This is a genomic window from Pseudarthrobacter cellobiosi (assembly GCF_023913815.1).
In the GTDB taxonomy this organism is placed as follows: Bacteria; Actinomycetota; Actinomycetes; order Actinomycetales; family Micrococcaceae; genus Arthrobacter; species Arthrobacter cellobiosi.
The window spans coordinates 243,081-262,854 of the sequence record NZ_JAMXBK010000028.1 but is presented as its reverse complement, the minus strand read 5'-3'; the positions used below and the strand labels follow the sequence as shown (position 1 = coordinate 262,854).

The window sequence follows — 19,774 nt, the reverse complement described above, 5'->3', positions numbered from 1 at the left end:
CGTAGCAAAAATCAAAGAAAGCGCCAGCGCAGGAATGCTGATGGAGACCAGAATCACAAAGGTGAGCGCCATTACCCGCTTCGTGCGGTGGCTGGCTTTCCGGCGCGCCGGCGGCGCTGGAAAAGGCCCGGTGATGGGGGCAGGGGGAAGTCTCGAGGCTGGTACGTCTCTGCGGAAACGGCGCTTGCGCATATGCCGAGGGGAGGGCGAAAGAGGCCCCAAGGGCTTGGCGGCATCCACTTGTCCTTCGCTCCTCACCGCAGTTGGGACAAAACCTGGCTGTGCAATTCTTGCACCCGGCATCTTATTCGGCGCATTCCGGGCGCAGTGCTGAATCCAGCAGCCCGCCGGTTTCCACGGCAAACCTTTCCACCCACTGTTTCAAATTGAAGTCTGGAGTGGAGCCGACCAGGCCGATGTCCGCCGTCGTACATTGACCGATCAGCACCCCGGCGCGCGCCAAGTGATAGCGCGAGGTGACTACCGTGATGCTCGTCCAGCCTTTGGCGGCCACCAAACTGCCGATGGCGCGGGCCTCGCCGCGGGTGTCTTTCTCGTCAAGGCTAAGACACAGCAGAGAGCCTTCAAGACGGGGGGCGTTCTCCTGGCAAAGCGCGTCGGCGCTTGCGTTTCCCGGCGTATCGGTGTGCGAAACCACCAGTACCGGAATGTCCAGCGACTCCCTCAGCTGCTGGGCCGCAGGAAGCCGCTCCGCGCTGGCCCCTCCCAGCATGATCACCGCATCGGTTCGTACGGCCGGCGGAAAGTGAACATTGAAGAAGAGCTGGAAGGCTGCTATCAGCCAAAGCGCCATGGCCACTAGAACTGCGGCGAGCAGCCGGCGCACGAAGAGCACAACGGCAACGGAATCAGGCACGGTCCAGTCTGGCACGATTTTCCCTGTTTGCAGTAAAGGGATCCAAGTAGCCATCCCCCCGAAATGTGAGTACTCACTACAGTTAACATCGCGAGGGAATCGCTTGAATATTGGTTCATGCCCACATACACCGTTGTACCCCAGGCGTTGGAACACCGCTGCCAATGTTGTGGTGATTTGGCAGAAGCCGTGTTCTGTGAGGCTTGCGAGCTTCACGAGGGCTCGCCAAGAGAATCCCGTACCTAGGCGGCCTCTGGGCCGCGTTGTGATCCGCAGCCGGCCCTGGACGTGCAGAACTGCCGGGGCGAGCAACAGCAGCTCCTGATAGTGTTCGGACGTGTTTACGAGACGTAAGAAGTTCCTGGATGTCCTGGCGTCTGAAATCGCCGACCTGCGTGAGCAAGCTGCACGCGCCGAAGCTACCGTGGCCGACTTACAGTCGGAGCTGGGTTTAGTCCGCGATGCGCAACTTGGGGGTTCCCCAGCCACGAAGCTAGCCGAATTCCCTCTTAGCAAGCATCCGTACGTGACCCTTGAAGACGGGGCGAGTATTGCCCCCGGCGTCCGCATTATGGCGCCGAGCCCCGAGTATGCCGTCCACCTAGGCAAACACGTAAAGATATACCGGGGCAACGAGATTCTCGGGCCGGTATCTATCGGCGATCGGTCGTTCATTAACCGGGACGGTTACGTAAGGTCCAAGGTGACGATCGGCTCGCGTGTTGCCATTGGTGCTTACTGCCGGCTTGTGACCGACAACCATGAGCTTGGCGGCCCGGCCCAGCGGGCGGGAAAGCTAATTCTCGCGCCCATCATTATCGGTGACGGAGTATTCATCGGGGCAAATGTCACCGTTATTGGCGGGGTTACCATCGGCGCGGGCTCAATTGTTGGGGCCGGCGCAGTGGTGGTGAAGGATGTTCCGCCAAACTCTGTCGTTGGGGGCGTTCCAGCCCGGGTCATTCGCACACTGGAGGCGTAGGAGAGAACTGACCTGTCGGTCGTGGTAGCCGCCGCGGCCGCTATACGGCAGCATTCCCCAGCGATTTCCAGACGCCAGGCTTACCAGCGGTCACGCATATCCAGCCGATTGTCCCCCCGGCTTTGGGTGTCCGGTTGTACGCCACATCACCCCGGCTGTGGCTCATATTCGGCTGCTCCGTGGAAGGGACCGCGGTGGTCCAGAAGACATCCCCCGACCCAGTGCCGGAAGCCCCGCGGTTCATCGACACAACCATGTCGTCGTACGCTTCCGAATAGACGGCCGCACCACCGTTCAGGGACGCATTGCCCCGGTACACTGAACCCTTGCTGGTTGAGGTGGCTCTCACGCAGCCGCCGGTCCCGGAAGTAGGAGCGTTTACATTATCGTGGACGTGCGCTCCAGGGGAGTCATTCTGAATCATCCAGACGCGCGCCACCCCGTTCGCGATGTTTCCGGCCACAACGATGCGGGCGCAGCTTGAAAGAATCCGCATCCCGTTACCGGCGCCGTCGATTCCTTTGAGGATGTTGGACAGGATGTTCACATCGCTGGAGCCGGTCGCCCAAATGCCTGCGGAACCACCTTCCACAGTGTTCCCTTGCACCTTGCAGTGGACCATGTTCGCAACATAGATTCCCACAATGGCGGTACCGGAACGGACAACGTTGTCGAGGATCTGAACGCCCGTGCTTTTCTGGGGCTGCCCTGACGCCTGGATACCGGTGAAGTATGTCGAATCCAGAACATTTCCCGAAACGAGAACGCGGTCCGAATGGATCACATCAATGAGAGCTGCTGCGGTTCCGGCTGGTGCCGGTCCAAGGTGTGTGTAGGTGTTATCCGTTACTGAGCAATCCGAGCCCTGGACTTTAATTGCCCGCCGGGAAACCGTCTCGATCAGGTTGCCGGAGATGACTGCGCGGGCAGTGAGGAATGGGGAGAGGCCAAAGAGGATCTGAATTGCGTCACCCTCTTCGCCCAGTATGCTCGAGATCCGGTTATGCCGAACGATGTTGCTCCCGGTGGCCGCAGACCGGCTGGTCACAAGGACCGCCCTTGAAGCTCCCACGGAGTTCCCCGTGACCTTGTCACCTACAGCTGTGACGTTTGCAATGACGTTGCGTTCAATCAGGACGCCGCCCTCCGTTTCGACCCGGATAGCCGTGGCCCCGCCCGCTTCCGACCGGAAGTTCTCCAGTAGTCCGTCGACCAGCTGGCAGCCTGCCGCAGTCACTCGGGCACCGACAGCAGCTTTGTTGCCGCCGTCGAAATGTATCGACGCTGTGGTCCCCGGCCCGGTTACCGTCAGCATCGTCATCTCGGGCGTGTCAGCCCGGATGATTCCGCTGCCGGTGAGGTGGACGCGAGGGCTGGCGGAGGTGAGCCCGGAAACAAGGCGGTATCTCCCGGACGGGAAGAAGATTGTGCTATCGGGCAAAGCGGCGTTCAGAGCTGCCTGCAGGGGCGGGGAATCATCGGCTACGCCGTCCCCTGCCGCGCCGTAGTCCTTGACGTTCAGGAATAGTTCGCCCTTGCGTACGGGCTGCCTGCCCGCTGAGTCCAGGGTTGCGTAGGTGGCTGAGAGTTCCGGCAGTTGGGCCAGCGGGATCTTCGACTCAAGGTCAAGGGTCGCTACTCCTGACGCCGTGCCCTTTTCCGTCAGCGGCACATAGAGGTTGGGCAGGGTGGTATTACCGGGCGCGGCAGCGGCGCCGTTTGCTCCGAGGGCGGAGATAGCAGAAGCACCGGTAAGCGCCGTAAGAAGTGTTCCGAGATTGAGGAGCTGACGCCGCCGTAGCACGGCCGGAATCTCGCGCGGCGGCTGTCCTTCGTTTCGCATCATGCTAGCCATGACTGCACGCCCGCCCAATTGACCCAGCGTCCTCGGGGGTCACCAATCTCAGAGTCAACACTTGTGCCTCTCCAATTCACAATCGTTGTCCCTAGAAGCTAGGTTCTTCGAATCTCATAAACCACAGTGGAGGCTACGTGTCTTATTGAGCAGCGACCACTTGGATCACAGTCACGGAGCAAGTAGCCCGCGATGACTTCGTACTCGAGTCGGCGGAGTCGCCGCAGTGCCTGCTTCAATGCCCCCGGGGTTTGCTCGGACACTGCGGCCATCGCGGCGGGAAGCGGGATCACGCCGGTGATCGCGATCGCCCGGTGGGTCTTTGACTCCCCGCGCAGGTCGACCTCAGAGCGTGACGAGACGATCCGATCCCACCGCGTCCAGCTGGCGTCCAGCCGGCAGTCAGCCGGGCTTATGGACTCTTCCATATGCTTGCTGAGTGAATTTTCGGCCAAGTACGGGACCCCTGACCATGATGGAACGCCCGTTGCCGCCCGAATCTGGGCTGATGTCCGGGCGGCAGCACGCACTCGATGGCCTGCGTACCATCGCGGTAGCTGGCGTTTTCCTCTTCCACACCGTCACCGGGTTCGCCCCCGGCGGATCCATTGGCGTGGACGTTTTCTTCACGCTCAGCGGCTTTGTCATCACGCTCCTGATCATGAAGGAGTACCGCTCTACGGGCCGGCTGCGCCTTGGAGTCTTCTACGCCAAGCGGCTGGCCCGGCTTTGGCCGGCGCTGCTGGTTCTTTGTGCTGTGGTGGTTATGGTCGGCCTGGTCTTTCCGTCGTCTGGGTGGGGCGGCCAGGCAGCCGATGCCATTCCGGCGGCCGGCTACGTGATGAACCTGTCTAACTTCGGGGTCTTCGGTTCCTCCACCGGCGGCGGCGCGCTGAGCCCCACCTGGACGCTCGCCGTCGAGGAGCAGTTCTACCTGGTCTGGCCGGTCCTCCTGCTGGTGATGCTGCGGTTCTGGAAGGTCCGGACCGTCGCCTGGATTACCGCCGTCCTGGCGGCGGGGTTCCTGGTTTCGCGGTTCTTCCTGGTATCAGGCGGGGCATCGCTGGCCCGGATTTACAACGGACCGGACACCAGAGCCGACCAGCTGCTGCTTGGTTGCACCTTGGCCCTGGTGTTTGCGTCGGTCAGGCCAGGCTCCCGGTTCCATGCCTCCCTGCAGGCAGGTGCACGCTGGGGCGGTCCTGCAGCAGGGCTCGCCCTGGTGGTCGCCGTGTTCACGTTCAAAGAACCGGATAAGCCCGGCCCCTGGTTTGATGTCTTCTGGACCGCCGGTCCCACCGCCCTGGCACTCCTGGCCGGGCTGGTGATCGGATCGCTCGTCCTCCGGCCAGCCGGCCTGGCCTCAAGGGTTCTGAGCCACCCCTGGCTGGCCAACCCCGGCCGCGACTTGTCCTACGCCGCCTACCTCTGGCACATGCCCGTCTATCTCCTGCTGATTCCCCTGGTCCCCTTGCCCTGGGTGCGTGTGCCGCTGGCGGCAGCCCTGACCGTGGTGATGGCCTACCTGTCATTCCGGTTTGTGGAGACGCTCATCCGCCAGTGGGCCTCCAGAAGGCTGGATCCCGCCGTCGTCCAACGGGCCCCGGAGCCCACGCGGGAATTGGAGCTGGCCGGACGTATCTAAACGCGCTGAGTTTCTCCGCCACGACGCCGGTAGGATGTGCCTGGTGACGAGAAACGGCGGAGACCCAGCGTGACCAAGCAGGAATGGATCAAGTACGGTGCACTTTTTCTGCTGGCGGTGGCGGCTTTCGGGGTAGCAGGCATCGCCCTGACGAATCCGCGCGGCCCAGACGAAGCCGCAAGCCCTGTGACGGCAAGCTCTCCGGTGGCCACGCCCACTGCCACGGCGTCCCCGACGCCCACAGCCACCGCAACGGCCCAGCAACTGAAAATTCAGCTTCCCGCCCAGCCGGTCCTCCTGATTCTCGGCGATTCGTACACTGCCGGTGACGGCGCGGACCGGCCAGGCCAGGGGTGGGCGTACGTTGTTGCCGGCTCGCTCGGATACCCCACCAACATCGACGGTGTGGGCGGAACCGGCTTTGCATGGGGCGGCGGTGCGCAGGACAACGAGGCTCGTGAGTACGAAGTCCGGTTGCGGGAAGCCGCTGAGGATCCGGGCTTCGTCCCCAACGTCCTCATACTGCAAGGCGGCCAGAACGACGCCCTGATCACCAGCCCTGATGAAATTCAAACCGCCACGGCGCAGACAATCGAGGCGGCCCGCAGGTTGTGGCCCGGGGTCCAGGTAATTGCAAGGTGCGAACAGCGCCGTCCGCGCCGGGGCCGCAGCCGCCGGTGCTCCGTTCATCGACGCCTACGAGGCCGGCTGGTTCACGGGTGCCAACAGCCCGGGATTCGACTTTGACGGTGCGCACCCGAACACCGCCGGCCACGCGCATCTTGCTGAGAAGTTCCTGGAGTCCTGGGCCACGCTGATTCAGTGAGCCGCCTTCTGCGGACGCGGCGATGCCTCTTGGCCACTATCTACTAGCGCGTATCAACATCCTCGAACACTAGAAAAGTCTGCGTGTCCTGGACGCCCGGCATGGCCTGCAGCTGGTCGAAAATCACCCGCCGCAGGTCGGTGTTGTCGATGGCGCGCACCAGCAGGATCACATCAAAATCGCCGCCCACGAGCGCGATGTGATGGACCTCCGGGATCGCGCGGAGCTGCTCGCGCAGCTCACGCCACGAATGCTGGCTCACCTTCAACGTCACGTAGGCGGAGGACTTCAGCCCGGCCTTGATGGGGTCCACCAGGGCCGTGAATTTGGTCAGCACGCCTTCGCCGGTCAGCCTGGCAATGCGGGTGTACGCGTGGGCCCGGGAGATGTGGACATTCTCAGCCACCTGCGTCACGGACATCCTCCCGTCCCGGGTGAGTTCGGCGATAATCCGGCGGTCGACGTCGTCCAGCGGCACCTCACCGGACTCTCCTTCAAGTCGTGCCAATTCGTCCACCGCTCCCGCTCGTTGTCCAGATCACATTTCAATTCGTCTTCCAGGGTAGGTCCATCCGGCGGAACCTTCCACGATTTAGCGAACTACTGGATACGAAACTTCCTCGAGGGCCATACTGGAACCGACTAGTGGCTACAGAAGGACGGACCAATGACGATCTCCGCGGACCACCCTGCGCCGGACCAGGCCCAGCGCTTGCCGGCTGAAGACGCCGTATCCGAAGCGGTGCGCAAGTTCGGCATCACGGTGGAGGACTACATGCTGCCCGCCCGCCACCAGATCCAGATGGTGGATCCGGACGGGCGGCTCATGGCAGAAAGTGAGCAGGGCACCGAACCCGGCCACGAGTACCCGTTGCCCGGCGATGAGGAACTAATGGCCGCTTACGAGCAGCTCGTCGTCGGACGCCGCGTCAACGACCAGAACTCGGCGCTCGTCCGCCAGGGCCGTATGGCCGTGTACCCGTCCAGCCACGGCCAGGAAGCATGCCAGGTGGCAGCCGCACTCTGCCTCTCCGACGGCGACTGGCTGTTCCCCACCTACCGGGACGCAGTGGCGGTCATGGCCCGGGGAGTTGATCCCGTGGAGACCATGACCATCTTCCGGGGTGACTGGCACAGCGGCTACGATCCGGCCAGGCACAAGGTGGGCATCCAGTGCACGCCGCTCACCACCCAGCTGCTGCACGGCGTGGGTGTCGCGCACGCCGCAAAGCTCCGCGGCGAGGACACCGTAGTCCTGGCGATGTGCGGGGACGGCGCCACCAGCGAGGGTGACTTCCATGAGGCCCTGAACTTCGCCGCCGTCTTCCACCTGCCCGTTGTCTTCTTCGTCCAGAACAACAAGTACGCCATCTCGGTGCCGCTGGCGCACCAGTCCGTGGCGCCGTCGCTCGCCCATAAGGCAGTGGGCTACGGCATGGCCGGCGAACGGGTGGACGGCAACGACGTGGTGGCCCTCCTCGCCGTGCTGGACCGGGCCGTGAAGCTCGCACGGGAAGGTTCCGGGCCGCTCCTCGTGGAGGCTCACACGTACCGGATGCAGGCACACACCAACGCCGATGATGCCACCCGCTACCGGCAGGACAGCGAGGTGGCCGAGTGGCTGGCCAAGGATCCCATCAGCCGGATGAAGACGTACCTCACCGGGCGTGGACTGCTGGACGACGACGGCGCCGCGCGGATCGCGGAAAAGGCGGAAGCAGTTGCCTCCCAGTTGCGGGACGGCCTGGGCGAGGACGTTCCGGTGGACCCGCAGGAGCTCTTCCGGCACGTGTTCTCGGTGCCCACACCGCAGTTGAAGGAGCAGTCAGCCATGCTGGCCGACGAGCTGTCCCGCGAAGCGTCGTCTGAGGAGTCGCCGAAATGAGTCCGACCATCACCACCTCGTCCGAGGCGAATGGCAACGTCAGCGCGGCAACTGCCCGGGCTGCGGCGTCCGCCGCTTCTGTAGCTGAAGCTTCCGGGCTGCAGCCGGTCACCATGGCCAAGGCACTCAACACGGCCTTGGCGGATGCGATGCACGCCGATCCGTCCGTCCTGGTCTTCGGCGAGGACGTGGGCCTGCTGGGTGGGGTTTTCCGTATCACGGACGGTCTCACCAAGACCTTCGGGGAGCAGCGCTGCTTCGATACGCCGCTGGCCGAGTCCGGCATTGTGGGCATGGCCGTGGGGATGGCCATGAACGGGATGCGGCCGGTGGTGGAGATGCAGTTCGATGCGTTCGCGTATCCGGCGTTCCAGCAGATTGTCAGCCACGTGGCTAAGATGCACAACCGCACCAGGGGGACCGTGAAGCTGCCCATGGTGATCCGGGTTCCCTATGCCGGCGGGATCGGGGGAGTGGAGCACCACTGCGACTCCTCCGAGTCCTACTACGCCCACACCGCGGGCCTGAAGGTGTTCACCCCCGCCACCGTGGCCGACTCGTACCGGATGCTGCGGGAGGCCATCGATTCGGACGACCCCGTCATGTTTATGGAGCCCAAGAAGCTCTACTGGTCGAAAGACCTGGTGGACCTTGAGGATCTCCGGGCGCAGCACTCGGCCAACGCGGCAGCTGGGACGTCCTCGGAAGGCCGTGCCGCCGTCGCCCGTTCCGGGACCGACGCAACGCTCATCGCCTACGGACCGTCCGTGCCCACCGCACTGGCGGCAGCCGCCGCTGCTGCGGAGGAGGGGCGCTCGCTGGAAGTCATCGACGTCCGCTCCATCGTCCCCTTCGACGACGAGACCGTGTGCGCGTCCGTCCGGAAGACCGGCCGGGCCGTGGTGATCGCCGAGGCGCATGGGTTTGCGTCCGTGTCCTCCGAGATCGTGGCACGGGTCCAGGAACGCTGCTTCCACTACCTCGCCGCACCCATCCGCCGCGTGACCGGATTTGATGTCCCGTACCCGGCGCCGAAGCTCGAGCACTACTACCTGCCCGGCGTGGACCGTATCCTCGACGCCGTAGACGACCTCCAGTGGGAGAACTGACCATGAGTGAACCGAAAGTATTCCTGCTCCCTGATCTGGGCGAAGGCCTGACCGAAGCCGAACTGGTCAACTGGCTGGTCTCGGTGGGGGATGAGATCCGGGTGGACCAGCCCATCGCCGAAGTGGAGACGGCCAAGTCCGTGGTGGAAGTACCGTCCCCGTATGCGGGCACTGTGACTCAGTTGCACGGCGAACCCGGCCAGACGCTGGACGTGGGCAAGCCGCTGATTTCCGTGCTTCCGGTTGGTGCGACGGCGCCGGCGCCGGTGGTCGAGACTGTCGAGACCAAGCCTGCCGAAACCGGCGCAGCGGACACGTACCGCGAAGAAGAGAAGGCCGGGTCCGGAAATGTGCTGATCGGCTACGGGACGCCCGGCGGCAGTGGCGCTGCCCGTCGAACCAGGGCTCCCCGCGCGGTGGTTTCGGCAAGCTCAACCGACGACAAGCCGGTGGTTGCGCCTGACGCCCAGAAGGCGGCCGATGACCTGCTGCTGCTCCGCACGAGGGTCCCCGGGAAACTGGGAGCCGTCATTTCTCCGCTCGTCCGGCGCATGGCCCGGGAACACGGCGTGGACCTGGGCGACATTCACGGGTCCGGCGACAGCGGGCTGATCATGCGCAAGGACGTTGAGGCCGTGATCCATCCGGCGGTTGAGGTTTCGGCAGGCTCAACCACCGAACGCCCGGTGGTTGAGCCCGTCGAAACCCAGTGGGCTGTCGATTCCCGCACAGGTCTGGGCATCTCCTCCCGGACACCCGTCAAGGGTGTCCGGAAGGTCGTGTCCGCCAACATGTCCCGCAGCCGGTCGGAGATCCCTGAGGCTACCGTCTGGGTGGACGTGGATGCCACGGCGCTGGTGGAACTCCGGGCAGGCCTCAAGAAGTCTGATCCGCACAATACGCCTGGCCTCCTCGCGTTCATCGCACGTTTTGTCACCGCTGGGTTAAAAAGATTCCCGGACCTGAACACCCGCATCGAAACTGCTGCCGACGGCTCCCAGGAGATCGTTGGCTTCGCCGGAATCAACCTGGGCTTCGCTGCCCAGACGGACCGCGGACTGATGGTCCCGTCCATCCGCAACGCGGACAAACTCAGTGCCCGCGAACTGGACGTGGAGATCCGCCGGCTCACCGCCGTCGTACGTGACGGCAAGGCGACGCCGGAGGAGCTGGGTAGCGGCACTTTCACACTGAACAACTACGGTGTTTTTGGGGTGGACGGTTCCGCAGCCATCATCAACCACCCCGAGGTGGCGATCCTGGGCGTCGGGCGCATCATTGACAAGCCCTGGGCGGTGGAGGGGGAACTCGCGGTCCGTAAGGTCACCGAACTGACGCTGACGTTCGATCACCGCGTGTGCGACGGCGGCACAGCAGCCGGATTCCTGCGGTTTGTAGCCGATGCGATTGAGAGGCCGACGTCCATCCTCGCCGACATATAGGTGGCCTTGCTGGACGAAACCGCAGAGCTGTTGGGCGAGCACCTGAAGCAATGGAGAATCGTGCTTGGCCTCAGCCAGGAGCTGGCCGCGGACCGGGCTAATCCCTCCATGCCCACAGTGCGCCGCATTGAACGCGGCGACACGGGCGTCAGGCTGGGAAGCGTCCTGGCCCTGACGTGCGCGCAGCTGCCAGGTTTCGTCCCAGTTGCAAGGAGAACGACCCTACCCTCAGTTGTATCAATGGGCAGTGTCTCCCAGCAGCCAGCTCATTGCTTCGCTCCTGTAAGTGAAGAACTTCGTGGGGGCATGGGGCGCGTTGATGCCAAGGAAAAAGTTAGCAATGACTCGATCTACCGGGCTGGAACCGAGTAGGGCGATCCGTGAAGCCGCGCACGGGATGGACCATACGGCGCGCGCTTCGCGGCTGACAGTTTCCGTAGCAGCCATATCGACCAGCATGGGATGATCGACGCCGTTGCAGACCTCGTTGACCATCGCCATCGCTGCCCTGGCGTCGGCTACGTCGATTTTGGCGTGGGGCGTCCAGATTAGATGGACGATACCGTCGCCTCGGAGCTCGACAGAGCCTTTTCCTCCTTCTAGTGGAGTTCGCCGCACTCGATGGCCTTCCGTATTGGTTCTGGACCCCATGATAGTCGGCACCAACGCGGCTGCTACACCGGCCCCGGCGGATGCCGGAAGCAAGGCCTGTACTTCTCACGGACCCTTCCCCGCAAGCCTCTCCGATGCGAACTGCGGCCCGTAGGGCCAGACCAAAATAGTCCTGCGGCCAGGGGATCGGTTCTGATACGAAGGCCCGCACCCCATCACCTGGCTTATCTGGCCAGGCTCAACCCGGGCACAGGCGTCTCTGCATTTTGCAAGTGCCTACACTTTGGTCAGTTGGAGATGTCTTTTGCATCGCTGAGCCCGGCGAGGGCTTTGCGAAGTCGGGCATCGGCTTCGTCCGCGACCTCCCGGACGGCCGGGCTGTCGCTGAGCTGGACCATGGTTTGTGGGTCGATGGCGTCGATGGTGGTTTCGTGCGCGTTCTTGCCTCGTCTGACAACGACATTGCATGGAAGCAGCGCACCGAGTTCCGGCTCGGCTGCGAGGGCGCGGCTCGCCAGGGTGGGGTTGCAGGCGCCGAGGATTACATAGTCGCCGATGGCGTCGGCGGCCTCGGTGCCGAGTTTGGCCTCAAACGTGGAGCGGACGTCGATTTCCGTCAGTATGCCAAAGCCTTGTTCACCGAGCGCCTCGCGGGTGCGCTGGACAGCGTCCTCCCAGGACAGCGGGACGGTAACAGTGTGGGTATAGCTCATGAGCCTGCTCCTCATATGTCGTTACAGATACGGCCGGTTCAGGTTGGGGGCCGCGCCGGGGCAGTTTGGGGGGAAACTGCCCCGGCACGGGGTCTGGGGTCCCTGCTTTTCAGGCGAGGGAGAGGAAGAGCTTTTCCAGCTCTTTTTTGTCCATGGTGGTGTCTTTACGGACGATGCACTGCTCAAGGCCGCTGGCGATGATGGCGAACCCGGCCCTGTCCAGGGCCTTCGAGACTGCCGCCAGCTGGGTGACGATGTCCTTGCAGTCCTTCCCTTCCTCCAGCATGCGGGTGACGGCGGCGAGCTGGCCCTGGGCGCGCTTGAGGCGGTTGACCACGGGGGTCAGTTCAGTCGAGTCGAGTTGCATGAGGTCTCCAAAGGTGTGGGGGTCTAGCATCAACTATATACCCCCTAGGGTGTTTTGCATACCCTCTAGGGTATCTGCAATACTGGGTGGGGTATCCACCAACCCCTCTCGAGAGGCCCCCATGACTTCCCTTTCCCCATCCACCGCCATTACCGCCCTGGCGCCGGAGACCTTGCGCAGCTGGGTCGCCGAGCATCAGGACCTTGTGGTCATCGACGTGCGCTCTGCCGCTGAGTTCGAGTCGATGCACATCCGGGGCTCCTATAACGTCCCCCTGCCACTGCTGTCCGAACACACCGACGAACTGGCCGCCCGCCTCGGCAGCCGCGTCGTCCTCGTCTGTCAGTCCGGAGCCCGCGCCGAGCAGGCGCGTCAGCGCCTCGCCGGTTCCGGCATCGATACGGCCTACGTCCTGACCGGCGGCGTCCCAGGCTTCGCAGCGAGTGGTGGCGACGTCGTCAAGGGCAAGGACCGTTGGGACCTGGAGCGGCAGGTCCGCCTCGCCGCCGGGTCCCTGGTGGTTCTGGGCCTTGCAGGGGGTAAGTTCGTTTCCCCTAAGATCCGGACGCTGGCCGGCGTCATCGGCGCAGGCCTGACGTTCTCCGCGGCCACCAACACCTGTGCCATGGGCCAGGCCATCTCGGCGATGCCATGGAACAGGGCCGCCAAGGAGCCCACCCGCGAAAGCGCAATCCTGACCCTTCCTGTCGCTGACGCCCAGGAGGAGGTCAAGGCCTCATGACCGCCACCCTGATCCTGGTCCTTGCCCTGTCTGTAGTGATCGGGCTCTCGCTCGGCGTCCTGGGCGGCGGCGGATCGATCCTGACCGTCCCGATCCTGGTCTACGTGGCCGGGTTCGATGCCAAGGAAGCCATCGCCGCTTCGCTCTTCGTCGTCGGCGTCACCTCCGCTGTCAGCGTGCTCAGCCACGCCCGCGGGGGCAGAGTGATGTGGCGGACGGGCCTGATCTTCGGCGCAGCCGGGATGGCGGGCGCGTTCGTCGGCGGCCTCCTGGGCGGACATATCCCGGGCCAGGTCCTGCTCATCGCCTTTGCGGTCATGATGGTGGCCACGTCCGTGGCCATGCTTCGCGGCCGGAAGAAAAAGTCCGACGACGGCGCCACGCCGGTCAAGCATGAACTACCCCTGGGCAGGGTGCTGCTGGACGGGGCCGTCGTCGGGCTCGTGACCGGCCTGGTCGGCGCGGGCGGCGGATTCCTTGTGGTCCCGGCCCTGGCACTCCTGGGCGGCCTGCCGATGTCAGTTGCCGTCGGCACGTCGCTGGTAGTCATCGCCATGAAGTCCTTCGCGGGGCTCGCCGGATACCTCACCACCGTGCAGCTGGACTGGGGCATTACCCTCGGCGTGACTGCTGCTGCCATCGTCGGTACCCTTGCCGGCTCCAAGCTGGCCGGACGTATCCCGGAAGCTGCGCTGCGGAAGGCCTTCGGCTGGTTTGTCCTCGCGATGGGAACCTTCGTCCTTGTCCAGCAGGCCCCAGCCGACCTGAGGTGGTTCATCACCGCCGGCGTCGCAGCCCTGACGGCAGCGACCGCCGGCGTCTGCTGGTTCTTCATCAGCTCCTGCCCCCTGCGCAACCGTAGCGGCCGGCGTCGAAACGTTCCCTCCCCCGCCTGAACCCCACCATCACCCCAAGCAAGGAGAACACCATGGGCCTCATCAGCTCCCTGAAGAAGGCATTCAGCAAGCCCTACAAAACCATCACGGTCGCCGAGGCCAAGGAACTCCTGGCCTCCGGTGCCGCCCTGATCGACGTTCGTACCGTCCAGGAATGGCGCTCCGGACGGGCACCGCAGGCCAAGCATGTCCCGCTGGACAGGCTCCAGACCAGCACAACCGGAATCCAGAAAACCCGGCCCGTGATCGCCATGTGCCAGTCCGGGATCCGATCCGCTTCCGCCGCCCGCCTGCTTGCTGAAAAGGGCTATGAGGCATATTCCCTGCGCGGTGGCATGGGCGCCTGGCGCCAGGCCGGGGAACCCGTCCGCTAAGGACAACAGCCCCACTATCCGAAGGAACAACCGATGACTGAAATCACCGTCAACGAAGCCGACCAGCGCCGATCCACTGACCGGATCCTCGATGTCCGCGAGGACTTTGAAGTCGCCGACGGCATGATCGCGGGAGCGCTGCACATCCCCATGGGGCAGCTGCAGGCACGACTGTCCGAGCTGGACCCCACAGTCCCCGTCATCGCCGTCTGCCGCAGCGGCAACCGGTCCGCCGCCGTCGCGGACGCACTCAACGGTGCCGGCTTCACCGCCGACACCATGGCCGGCGGCATGATCGCCTGGACCCGCGCAGGCCTCCCCACCACCTGACCCTCCTGCTGAAGATCAGCATCCAACCCTCCACGACACCATCCGGAAGGACACGAACCTCCTCATGGCAACCATCGATATCACCGAACAGAACTTCGCCGAAGCCCTGGCGAACAACGAGATCGTCTTCGTTGATTTCTGGGCAGCCTGGTGCGGCCCCTGCCGCATGTTCGCCCCCACCTACGGTGCCGCCGCCGAACGGCACCCGGACATCACCTTCGCCAAGGTCGACACCGAAGCCGAACAGGCCCTCGCCGCCGCGGCCAACATCACCTCCATCCCCACCCTGATGGCTTTCAAGGACAAAACCCTGGTCTTCTCCCAGCCCGGAGCGCTCAACGCCACCGGACTCGAAGAAGTCATCCAGGACGTCAAGAACCTGGACATCGACAAGCTCCGGGCCGGCTCAGCGCAGCAGCACCCCTAACATCCCAACGAAAGACAGCCGGCACACCCCGCATTGCAACATACCCCCAGGGGTATTAGAATTGATGCAGGAACAGACACCAAACTTCCCCTCATGAAGGAGAGCACCAATGCTTATCGAGCGCATATACGACGAAGACCTCGCCCAGGCCAGCTACCTGATCGGCTGCCAGGCCAAGGGAGAGGCGATTGTGGTGGACGGCCGCCGCGACATCGCCGTGTACCAGGACCTTGCCGAGAAGAACGGCATGAAGATCGTGGCCGTTACCGAAACCCACATCCACGCGGACTACCTCTCCGGGACCCGCGAGCTGGCCGCAGCCACCGGGGCAAAGATCTACGTTTCCGGCGAGGGCGGCCCTGACTGGCAGTATGAATTCGACGGCGAAAGGCTCTACGACGGCGACACGATTGCCTTGGGCAATATCAGCATCAAGGCAGTGCACTCGCCGGGCCACACGCCCGAGCACTTGTCGTTCCTGGTCACCGACGGCGCATTCAGCGACCAGCCGGGCTACCTGCTCTCCGGTGACTTCGTCTTTTCCGGTGACCTGGGCCGTCCGGACCTGCTCGACGAGGCAGCAGGCGGTGTTGACACCCGCTTCGAGGGAGCGAAGCAGCTGTTCGCCAGCCTGCGGGACAAGTTCCTGACCCTGCCGGACTACGTCCAGGTCCACCCCGCCCACGGCGCCGGCAGCGCCTGCGGCAAGGCCCTCGGCGCCATCCCCTCCTCCACCGTCGGCTACGAGCGCCTCTACGCCTGGTGGGGACCGTACCTCGCAGCCAATGACGAGCAGGGCTTCATCGACGAACTCCTCGACGGCCAGCCCGACGCCCACGCCTACTTCGGCCGCATGAAGCGGGAAAACCGTGAAGGACCTGCCGTCATGGGTGAGCGCACGCCGCTGCCGGAACTGGACCCGGCCGACGTCGCGAAGGACCTCGCCGAGGACACCGTCACGTTCATCGACACCCGCCCCAACACCGAAGTCCACGAAGGCACTGTCACTCGCTCACTGAACGTGCCGGCCGGCAAGTCAGTGGCCAGCTACGGCGCCTGGGTGGTCAACCCGGAAACGGACAAGAACCCGCTGGTCCTCCTGGCATCCGACCAGGAAGCCGCGCAGGACATGTGGGACCACCTGGTCCGCGTCGGCATCGACAACGTCGCCGGCTACCTCACCAGCATCGACGGGCTGCCCACGACCACCCCCCAGCTGATCAAGCCCGAGGAACTCGACGACTTCGACGCCGCCATGGTGCTGGATGTCCGCAACCGCACCGAGCACACCGCCGGGCACATCCCCGGATCCCACCAGCTCAGCGGCGGCCGCGCCATGTGGCACCTCGATGAAATTCCGGCCGAGGGCACCATCGTGAGTTACTGCCAGAGCGGTGTGCGGAACTCCGTCGCGGCCAGCGCCCTGCGCCGCGCCGGGTACGACGTCGTCGAGCTCGACGGCAGCTACGCCGCCTGGGACGCCTGGCAGAACTCCCGTCAGTCAGCCAAGGCCTAGAACCATCGGCATCAGCGCGTCCCGGATAACCTGCGGTCAGGAACGGCCTGGCCGTGTACGAAAGAGACGAGGAACCCTTCATGATGAACGGCTTTGATATGGGCGGGATGGGGCTTGCGTGGATCTTCTGGCTTCTGCTGATCGCAGGCGGGGTCATGCTCGCCGTGGTGCTGGTCAAAGCCTTCACCCGCAACGGCGGCGGTAACGCGCCCACCGATGGGCAGGGACCACCGCGCACGGGTGCGGGCCCTGCCCGGGCCAAGGAGATCCTTGAGGAGCGTTACGCCCGCGGGGAGATCAGCACCGAGGAATACCAGGAACGGCGACGGATTCTGGAGGAGGACGGCCGGTGAGGCCGCTGACACGCCGGCAGCTGCTGGCACTGGGTGCGGTCGGGGCCGGCGCTACGGCTGCCGGCGGCGCCGGGCTGTGGCTGACCACCGGCAACGGACCCGGATACACCGGGGGTGAGGACCTGACCGAACCCCAGGTGCTGGCCAGCCGCGACCGGGTGCTGGAGCTGGACCTGACCGCCGCGCCGGCACGGGTCCGGGTCGGCGGGCGGGATGCCTCCGTCCAGGCGTTCAACGGCTCACTGCCCGGTCCGACCCTGCGGGTCCGCGCGGGCGACACGATCCGGGTCACACTGCGCAACGGGCTGCAGGCTCCCACGAACCTGCACGTGCACGGACTGCACGTCTCCCCACAGGGCAACAGCGACAACCCGTTCGTAAGCATTGACCCGGGCGGGTCCTTCGACTACGAGTTCACCCTGCCCGAGGACCACCCGCCTGGTACCTACTGGTACCACCCGCACCGCCACGGACACGCCGCCGGCCAGGTCGCCGCCGGCCTCTACGGGGCCATCGTGGTGGAGGACCCCGACCCGGTCCCGGTCACCCGGGAGCGGGTGCTGGTGGTCTCCGACCTGTCCCTCGACGCTGCCGGCAATCTCGCCGAGGTGGACCAGATGCAGCAGATGATGGGACGTGAGGGAGAGATCGTCCTGGTCAACGGGCAACTCCGCCCGCAACTGCGCGCCGCGCCCGGAGAGCGGGAGCGGTGGCGGATCATCAACGCCTGCCCCTCCCGGTACCTGCGCCTGGCACTTGACGGACAGCAGGTCCGGCTGCTCAGCAGGGACCTCGGGCGCCTGCCGATCCCAGAGGACGTCACCGAAGTGGTTCTCGCCCCCGGCAACCGCGTAGAGCTGCTCGTGGAAACCCGCGACGGGTCCGCCGCCCTCACGGCTGCCGCCCTGGACCGCGGCAGCATGAACGCCATGATGGGCGGGGCCATGAGGGGCGACAACGAATCCGGTGGCGGCCCGGTCGAACTGCTCACCCTGGCCGTCTCGGGAAGCGCGGGCACTGACCCCGGGCCCGTGCCCGAGGGCCGGCTCCTGCGCGATCTACGGAACGAACCGGTCACCGCCGCCCGCACCCTGAACTTCGCCATGGGCATGAATGGAACCATGGGCGCGGGAATGGGCGGCGGACAGGGCACGATGATGGCCTTCACCATCAACGGACGGGAGTTCGACCCCGAACGGCTCGACGAGACGGCCGCAGCCGGGACCGTGGAGGAGTGGACCCTGACCAACTCCAGCCCCATGGACCACCCCATCCACCTGCATGTGTGGCCCATGCAGATCGTCCAGGACGGCGACCGCGACGTGACCGGGCCCAGATGGCAGGACGTGGTCAACGTCCCCGCCCGCAGCCAAGTGAAAGTCCGGGTGGCATTCGACGACTTCGCCGGCCGCACCGTGATCCACTGCCACATTCTGGACCACGAAGACCAAGGCATGATGGCCACCGTCCAAGCCCGCTGACCGGCACCCCTAACACTGACAGGATCCGCCAATGGCCTTAGACAACACCCCCTCCCGCCAGCAGCCTCGGACAACCGAGGTCATCACGTTGGGACTGCGGCAGAACCTGGCCCAGTTCATGCTCCTCGTCGCCGTCAACGCCCTGGTGGGCGGCACCCTCGGCCAGGAACGCACCGTACTGCCGCTGCTCGCCGGACAGGTCTTCCACCTCGATGAGTACACTTCCGCCCTGACCTACATCCTGGCGTTCGGTCTGGCCAAAGCCGCCACCAACTACTTCGCCGGAACCCTCTCGGACCGCTACGGCCGCAAACCGGTTCTGGTCGCCGGCTGGCTCATCGCCCTCCCCGTCCCCCTCCTGCTGATCTTCGGGCCTTCCTGGGAATGGATTGTCGCCGCGAACGTCATCCTCGGTATCAGCCAGGGCCTGACCTGGTCCACCACCGTGATGATGAAAATGGACCTCGTCGGCCCCGAACGCCGCGGCCTGGCCATGGGGCTGAACGAAGCAGCCGGCTACCTCGGCGTCGCAGGCACCGCACTGGCCACCGGTTACATCGCCTCCACCTACGGACTGCGCCCCGGGCCCTTCCTGCTCGGCGCAGCCTTCATCGCCGTCGGCCTCGGCCTGTCCGTGCTGACCATCCGCGAAACACACCACCACGCCAAAGCCGAAGCCGCCGGGCACGTTCCGGTCCACGCCGGCAGCCATGCCGGACTGAGCAGCAGTGCCGTCTTCACCCTCACCAGTTTCCGGGACAAGTCACTCTCCTCCGTCAGCCAGGCCGGGATGGTGAACAACCTCAACGACGGCCTCGCCTGGGGGCTGTTCCCTGTCCTGTTCGCCGCCGCAGGGCTCAGCATCGAACGCATCGGCATCCTCGCCGCCGTCTACCCGGCAGTCTGGGGCGCCGGTCAACTGATCACCGGCGCGCTCTCGGACCGGATCGGGCGCAAACCGCTGATCGCCGGCGGGATGCTCGTCCAAGCCCTGGCGCTGGGTATGGTCGCCCTCGGAAATGACTTCGGAACCTGGCTTGCCGCCGTCGTCCTGCTCGGTGCCGGCACCGCCATGGTCTACCCCACACTGCTTGCAGCGATCGGCGATGTCGCCCACCCCGAATGGCGGGCCAGATCAGTGGGCGTCTACCGGCTGTGGCGCGACGGCGGGTTCGCCGTCGGCGCCCTGCTCTCCGGCATCATCGCCGACGCCTACGGCATCCCGGCAGCCGTCGCCGTCGTCGCCGGCCTGACTGCGCTCTCCGGCATCATCGTGGCCGCACGGATGCGAAGCAGCGACCACCGCGGCCAGGGATGAACGAGTGGAACCACTTCAAGGATG

At 65.0% G+C, this 19,774-nt stretch carries 21 protein-coding genes and 1 pseudogene; 16 read left to right on the top strand and 6 right to left on the bottom strand.

Annotated elements, in window-relative coordinates; translation table 11 throughout:
- Positions 1–304: 304 nt before the first annotated feature.
- The gene (locus NG701_RS19380; protein ID WP_252570017.1) at positions 305–877 is read right to left on the bottom strand and encodes a YdcF family protein; all 573 of its coding nucleotides are present in this window, start codon (positions 875–877) and stop codon (positions 305–307) included.
- A 526-nt stretch (positions 878–1,403) separates the two neighbouring features.
- Here NG701_RS19380 and NG701_RS19375 point away from each other — a divergent pair.
- Positions 1,404–1,859 (top strand): acyltransferase, encoded by a 456-nt coding sequence (locus NG701_RS19375; protein ID WP_252570015.1) that lies wholly within the window; start codon positions 1,404–1,406, stop codon positions 1,857–1,859.
- Between the two features lie 40 nt (positions 1,860–1,899).
- Here NG701_RS19375 and NG701_RS19370 read toward each other — a convergent pair whose 3' ends face one another.
- Entirely contained in the window at positions 1,900–3,705 is a 1,806-nt protein-coding gene (locus NG701_RS19370) for a right-handed parallel beta-helix repeat-containing protein (protein WP_252570012.1), read from the bottom strand.
- A gap of 448 nt (positions 3,706–4,153) precedes the next feature.
- Here NG701_RS19370 and NG701_RS19365 point away from each other — a divergent pair, with 448 nt between their 5' ends.
- Complete coding sequence (locus NG701_RS19365; protein ID WP_252570009.1) at positions 4,154–5,359, top strand: acyltransferase family protein; 1,206 nt, start codon at positions 4,154–4,156, stop codon at positions 5,357–5,359.
- A 69-nt stretch (positions 5,360–5,428) separates the two neighbouring features.
- Positions 5,429–6,106, top strand: a complete 678-nt coding sequence (locus NG701_RS19360; RefSeq protein ID WP_252570006.1) for an SGNH/GDSL hydrolase family protein — start codon at positions 5,429–5,431, stop codon at positions 6,104–6,106.
- Positions 6,107–6,228: 122 nt separating this feature from the next.
- Here the strand turns inward: NG701_RS19360 and NG701_RS19355 are convergent, their stop codons facing one another.
- Complete coding sequence (locus NG701_RS19355; RefSeq protein WP_141141390.1) at positions 6,229–6,693, bottom strand: Lrp/AsnC family transcriptional regulator; 465 nt, start codon at positions 6,691–6,693, stop codon at positions 6,229–6,231.
- Between the two features lie 159 nt (positions 6,694–6,852).
- Here NG701_RS19355 and NG701_RS19350 point away from each other — a divergent pair, with 159 nt between their 5' ends.
- The 4 genes and pseudogenes from NG701_RS19350 to NG701_RS21490 all read left to right on the top strand — a co-directional run.
- Positions 6,853–8,070: a thiamine pyrophosphate-dependent dehydrogenase E1 component subunit alpha gene (locus NG701_RS19350; protein WP_252570003.1), complete on the top strand. Its 1,218-nt coding sequence runs from the start codon at positions 6,853–6,855 to the stop codon at positions 8,068–8,070.
- Positions 8,067–9,179: an alpha-ketoacid dehydrogenase subunit beta gene (locus NG701_RS19345; protein ID WP_252570001.1), complete on the top strand. Its 1,113-nt coding sequence runs from the start codon at positions 8,067–8,069 to the stop codon at positions 9,177–9,179. Before NG701_RS19350 ends, NG701_RS19345 begins: the two co-directional genes overlap by 4 nt.
- Positions 9,180–9,181: 2 nt before the next feature.
- Complete coding sequence (locus NG701_RS19340) at positions 9,182–10,621, top strand: dihydrolipoamide acetyltransferase family protein (RefSeq protein WP_252569998.1); 1,440 nt, start codon at positions 9,182–9,184, stop codon at positions 10,619–10,621.
- A pseudogene (locus tag NG701_RS21490) lies at positions 10,622–10,783 on the top strand (helix-turn-helix domain-containing protein); the annotation flags it as partial. It abuts the gene before it with no gap.
- A 75-nt stretch (positions 10,784–10,858) separates the two neighbouring features.
- Here the strand turns inward: NG701_RS21490 and NG701_RS21535 are convergent.
- The 3 genes from NG701_RS21535 to NG701_RS19325 form a co-directional block, all read right to left on the bottom strand.
- Positions 10,859–11,272: a DUF7793 family protein gene (locus tag NG701_RS21535; protein ID WP_252569995.1), complete on the bottom strand. Its 414-nt coding sequence runs from the start codon at positions 11,270–11,272 to the stop codon at positions 10,859–10,861.
- A 248-nt stretch (positions 11,273–11,520) separates the two neighbouring features.
- Positions 11,521–11,946, bottom strand: a complete 426-nt coding sequence (locus NG701_RS19330; RefSeq protein WP_252569992.1) for a DUF302 domain-containing protein — start codon at positions 11,944–11,946, stop codon at positions 11,521–11,523.
- Between the two features lie 109 nt (positions 11,947–12,055).
- Complete coding sequence (locus NG701_RS19325) at positions 12,056–12,313, bottom strand: metal-sensitive transcriptional regulator (RefSeq protein WP_252569989.1); 258 nt, start codon at positions 12,311–12,313, stop codon at positions 12,056–12,058.
- Positions 12,314–12,434: 121 nt separating this feature from the next.
- Here NG701_RS19325 and NG701_RS19320 point away from each other — a divergent pair, with 121 nt between their 5' ends.
- From NG701_RS19320 to NG701_RS19280, 9 genes are all read left to right on the top strand, one after another.
- Positions 12,435–13,055: a rhodanese-like domain-containing protein gene (locus NG701_RS19320; RefSeq protein ID WP_252569986.1), complete on the top strand. Its 621-nt coding sequence runs from the start codon at positions 12,435–12,437 to the stop codon at positions 13,053–13,055.
- Positions 13,052–13,951, top strand: a complete 900-nt coding sequence (locus NG701_RS19315) for a sulfite exporter TauE/SafE family protein (RefSeq protein WP_252569984.1) — start codon at positions 13,052–13,054, stop codon at positions 13,949–13,951. Before NG701_RS19320 ends, NG701_RS19315 begins: the two co-directional genes overlap by 4 nt.
- Before the next feature lie 32 nt (positions 13,952–13,983).
- On the top strand, positions 13,984–14,325 hold the full coding sequence (locus NG701_RS19310; RefSeq protein ID WP_252569981.1) for a rhodanese-like domain-containing protein: 342 nt from the start codon (positions 13,984–13,986) through the stop codon (positions 14,323–14,325).
- A 33-nt stretch (positions 14,326–14,358) separates the two neighbouring features.
- Positions 14,359–14,655, top strand: a complete 297-nt coding sequence (locus NG701_RS19305) for a rhodanese-like domain-containing protein (protein WP_252569978.1) — start codon at positions 14,359–14,361, stop codon at positions 14,653–14,655.
- Positions 14,656–14,719: 64 nt separating this feature from the next.
- A complete protein-coding gene (gene trxA, locus NG701_RS19300) occupies positions 14,720–15,082 on the top strand; it encodes a thioredoxin (RefSeq protein ID WP_252569975.1) in 363 nt (120 codons plus the stop codon).
- Positions 15,083–15,191: 109 nt separating this feature from the next.
- Positions 15,192–16,598: an MBL fold metallo-hydrolase gene (locus NG701_RS19295; protein ID WP_252569972.1), complete on the top strand. Its 1,407-nt coding sequence runs from the start codon at positions 15,192–15,194 to the stop codon at positions 16,596–16,598.
- A 53-nt stretch (positions 16,599–16,651) separates the two neighbouring features.
- Complete coding sequence (locus NG701_RS19290) at positions 16,652–16,951, top strand: SHOCT domain-containing protein (protein ID WP_308292623.1); 300 nt, start codon at positions 16,652–16,654, stop codon at positions 16,949–16,951.
- Positions 16,948–18,432, top strand: a complete 1,485-nt coding sequence (locus NG701_RS19285) for a multicopper oxidase family protein (RefSeq protein ID WP_252569969.1) — start codon at positions 16,948–16,950, stop codon at positions 18,430–18,432. Before NG701_RS19290 ends, NG701_RS19285 begins: the two co-directional genes overlap by 4 nt.
- 31 nt (positions 18,433–18,463) lie before the next feature.
- Positions 18,464–19,750, top strand: coding sequence for an MFS transporter (locus NG701_RS19280; protein WP_252569967.1), 1,287 nt, complete (start codon positions 18,464–18,466; stop codon positions 19,748–19,750).
- Positions 19,751–19,774: the final 24 nt, after the last annotated feature.